This is a genomic window from Psychrobacter sp., from assembly GCF_036731945.1.
Classification (GTDB): Bacteria; Pseudomonadota; Gammaproteobacteria; order Pseudomonadales; family Moraxellaceae; genus Psychrobacter.
In genome coordinates this window covers 4,726-8,762 of sequence record NZ_DAINDI010000047.1, presented here as the reverse complement: position 1 = coordinate 8,762, position 4,037 = coordinate 4,726, and the positions used below count along the sequence as shown (strand labels likewise).

Annotated in this window: 3 protein-coding genes and 1 pseudogene; 1 reads left to right on the top strand and 3 read right to left on the bottom strand. The window is 43.1% G+C overall.

What is annotated here, in order from left to right:
- The 3 genes and pseudogenes from V7D75_RS10220 to V7D75_RS10210 form a co-directional block, all read right to left on the bottom strand.
- Nucleotides 1-1,019 (bottom strand): annotated as a pseudogene (locus tag V7D75_RS10220) (MATE family efflux transporter); the annotation flags it as partial.
- Nucleotides 1,020-1,365: 346 nt separating this feature from the next.
- On the bottom strand, nt 1,366-2,406 hold the full coding sequence (locus V7D75_RS10215) for a hypothetical protein (protein WP_333614476.1): 1,041 nt from the start codon (nt 2,404-2,406) through the stop codon (nt 1,366-1,368).
- Nucleotides 2,407-2,554: 148 nt separating this feature from the next.
- Nucleotides 2,555-3,046 carry an EVE domain-containing protein gene (locus V7D75_RS10210; protein ID WP_333614475.1) on the bottom strand — a complete coding sequence of 164 codons (492 nt, stop codon included), beginning with the start codon at nt 3,044-3,046 and terminating at the stop codon, nt 2,555-2,557.
- A 284-nt stretch (nt 3,047-3,330) separates the two neighbouring features.
- On the opposite strand from V7D75_RS10210, the gene hemW reads away from it, so the two are divergent.
- Nucleotides 3,331-4,037, top strand: a 707-nt coding sequence (hemW, locus tag V7D75_RS10205) for a radical SAM family heme chaperone HemW (RefSeq protein ID WP_333614474.1), incomplete at its 3' end; no start/stop codon positions are given.

Below are 4,037 nucleotides of genomic sequence, written 5' to 3'. Positions count from 1 at the left end.
ACACCAAGCATAGAAACCAGCGCGATGATAACCGTCCATATGAGCCCTGTAGTTAACACTTGACGCAGTGCCATCAGGTTTTTTTCACCAAAGCGGTTGGATATCATAATCGTCAGCGCCATCGCCACCGAGATGGGAATCATAAACAGCTGCGAGGTCACGGACAATGCTACTTGATGCGAAGCGGTTGCAATCTCACCGAGCGGACTGATAACTAGTGCCCCTAAACTAAATAAACTGGCTTCAAAAAAGATAGAAATACCAATCGGAATACCAAGTTTTAATAGTTTTTTAATTTGCGTGCGGTTAGGGCTGGCAAAAGCATAAAAAAAGCGCGTACTGGCAAACTGCTGACGCTTGGTAAAGCTGGTATATGTCGCTAATAGTAAGACATTAATCCAAAGTACGATGGCCGTTGCTACTCCGCAACCAGCGCCGCCCATCTCGGGCATACCAAATAAACCGTGGATAAAAATATAGTTAAGCGGAATATCGGCAAGCAGTCCGATGATACTAATAACCGTCACCGGCTCAGGTCGGCCAAGCGCCTCACAATAACTGCGCAGCACGGCATAGACCGCGATTGCCGGAAAACCGAACGATACCCCATGTAAATATTGCGCAGCGATGGGTTGAATAGTGTCAGGCACACCCATTACCCCAAGTATATTGGGCGCTAGATTGACAATGATAAAGCCGAGAATACCAATGACGCCGGCTGTCCATAACGATTGCTGGGTAATATGTGGCACTTGGCTATGATTGTTTTGGCCGATGGCTTCACCGATAAGCGGCGTGGTGGCAATCAAAATACCGGTCGCCAATAAAAACAATGGCAGCCAAATACCGGAGCCAACAGCCACGGCCGCCAAATCAAGGGCGGAAACCCTGCCTGCCATAATGGCATCGACGACACCGAGCGCAGCTTGGCAAAACTGGGTAATTAAGATGGGGAGGGCGAGTACGCCTAAGCGTAAGCTGTAACTTTTAAAATCTCTAAAGGATAATGGGAAAACCATAATGAGCAACTTTTTATTCTTTGCAGTAATTATTGTGGATGAGCAAATGCTGCCATCAACAAGTTAATAGCGAAACAGTGAAATAGGATTGGTGCGACGATAATACTCCGATAAATAATATGAGCAAGTCCATTTTTAATGATTATTAATAACAACATGCCGACAGAGTAAAAAATTAAACAGTTAAGACCAAAATGAAAAATGACCCGACAATCCGTAAGTAGAATTGACAGGTCATCATCAGAAAGATAGCAAATAAGCTAAAGCATGGGATCAGTGGTTTAGCAGTGTTTGTTCATACTTGTCTCTTCTTTAGCTAGGATAGCAGTACAGATAAAAGCAACTATTATAACGATTCAGGTAAGTCTTGTACCAGAGCTTGATAGCCAATCAAGCTGTTATTTGCATCGAATGCTTGTACGACAATCGCATAATTGGTTGAGCGCTCGGGAATAACAGGCGCAAACTGAGTTTCAAGATTGCTCAATAGCAGATTCTGAACATAACCGTTAACGCCCGATTCTGCTTTATTAACATCAATTTGACTTACTAGGACGTGCTTAGTATTGCTAGGGTTTTGCCAAGTAACCGTTTTTTGACTACCATTACCGGTAATATCTAGGTTTAGCTCGCCAAGTTGATAATCAAGTGGGTAAGTCTTAAAGTTAGAGCGGTCGCTGATGGTATAGCTGACATTACAATTATCTTGACCGCTTGATAATTTCTTGCCGCCCAGACCGTCTTGGTACTCAAAACTACCTTTCCAAGGCGCACCTGCTTCATTTTTTGCAAAGTTACCAGCAAAAGTCGTTAATAGGTTTGGTGTCTCTATCCCTAAATCGCTGACATACTTAATGTCTAAAAATTTTAATGTATCAAGGCTACCCGTTACTTTACCCGCGATATAGTTGTCGACTTTAATTGCTGAATTGATACCTAACACATTGTTTTCTTGGCAAGCTTGCTGCTGATAACTAAAACTACCATCAACACTACCAGCGCCATCTTTACTGATATCAAAGTATACCGCACCGATATCGATATCGCTGTCGTCACCATCATCAATCTCGACAAAGTGACCGACATAAAGACCGCCGCGACCGCCTTCTGGCGTTAGTTTATCCAAGAACTTATCAAGCGATTCTTCTGGTAAAAAGACCGACTCCAAAATCTCAGCCATGGATTTTTCATCATCGCTTAACTTGTCTTCGACCTCTTTATATCTCTCTTTGACTTTATCTTCCACGCGATCGTATTCGTCTTTTACCTGATCTTCTACGCGATCATATTCTTTCTTAACTTTATCGCCATCACTGCCGCAGGCGCTGAGAGTTAGACTAAGGGTACTGGCGGTTAACACAGATAATAGTAGCTTGGGTGCGCTCATAAATGAGTCCTGATGGTTGATTGCTATAACAATAAGAGAGAAGCGTAAATAAAAAATAATTTCTGTGCATAAATATAGCAAAATCTATCAGGTATGTGCGTGGATAAATGTGCACTCATACCATAAAATTCTTACGCCATCGTTACCGTTAAATCCTATCATTCTCTGGTAACAGATTCAGCTCTTCTGCCATATCCATAATCGTGCTCCAATGCTTGGGTTCAAGCGGCAAAATGGTCAGCTGCTCACAGCCTTTTCTTAGCAATAAAGAATCCTCAAGCGCTGGCAAAAATTTAAGCTGGGCTAATGGCAATATATCCGTAAAAGCCTGCTCAAAAGTCACATCTACCATGTACCAGCGCGGCTCATCTTCAGTTGCTTTAGGATCATAATGGCGATGTTCGGGATGAAACTGGGTTGGGTCAGGGTAGCCAGCTCTGCTGATAGTCACGATACCAGCGACGCCAGAAGGCTTGGCGCTTGAATGGTAAAAAAGTGCTGTATCGCCGACCTTCATATCGTCACGCATAAAGTTGCGGGCGCGATAATTACGTACCCCATCCCACATCTCCGTGCCTGCACGTTGTAAGTCTTCTATATTAAAACAGCGGGGATTAGATTTGATAAGCCAATATGCCATGGTTTTTATCCTTGTAAAATTATTAATGTAATCATAACTATTTAATAGTGATGGCATTAAAAGCTGCTCATCATCTATTTTTATTCCATATTTATTTTCCTTCTCTGTAGTCATCTAGCTTATCTAGCATTACCACTATCGGCCATTGCTATAAACGCCAATTGTTCCCAATACTTTTATGGCCAATTTGTGCTGATTAGGCTTTTCTTTAGCGCGCCCAGCCGTTATCCTAGCGCTACTTTCTGCTGATGATAGCAGCTACTCCTTTATAGATAAGTCCGATTATGTCAAATATCAAATCCTCTCATTTTTCGAATAATCTTGATGCTAATAGTCGTAACGAAACAAGTGCGCTTATAGTGAAAGATATTCCGTTAGCACTTTATATCCATATTCCTTGGTGTGTGAAAAAGTGCCCTTATTGTGATTTTAATTCGCATGAGCTGCCGATTGACAGTCAGCTGTCTATGTATGATGAATACGTCGATACGCTATTACTTGATGCAGCATCACAGCAAGCGTTAACACAAGGGCGAGAAATCAGCTCAATATTCATCGGTGGCGGTACACCGTCGCTACTGCCCATTGCCCAGTATCAGCGTTTATTTGATGGTTTGCGTGAGATTTTTCAGTTTGCAGGTGACATTGAAGTGACGATGGAGGCCAATCCAGGCACCCTTGAGCATGCACCATTTGCACAGTATTTAGACGTAGGCATCAATCGTTTGTCGATTGGCGTACAAAGCTTTGCTGCCGGCCAGCTCACCACGCTGGGGCGTATTCATAATCCAGCCCAAGCGTTATTAGCAATTAAAGCCGCTCGTCACGCTGGATTTGAACGTGTCAACGTCGATTTGATGCATGGGCTACCGCAGCAAACGATGAGTGAAGCCCTGAACGATATTCAAATGGCGCATGAGGCAGGTGCTACACATATTTCTTGGTATCAGCTAACGATTGAGCCAAATACGGTGTTTTATCGCAGTCAGTC

Excerpts from the sequence above, each read along its gene's own strand:
- V7D75_RS10215 (WP_333614476.1), bottom strand. The coding sequence starts at position 2,406 with ATGAGCGCACCCAAGCTACTATTATCTGTGTTAACCGCCAGTACCCTT.
- V7D75_RS10210 (WP_333614475.1), bottom strand. The coding sequence starts at position 3,046 with ATGGCATATTGGCTTATCAAATCTAATCCCCGCTGTTTTAATATAGAA.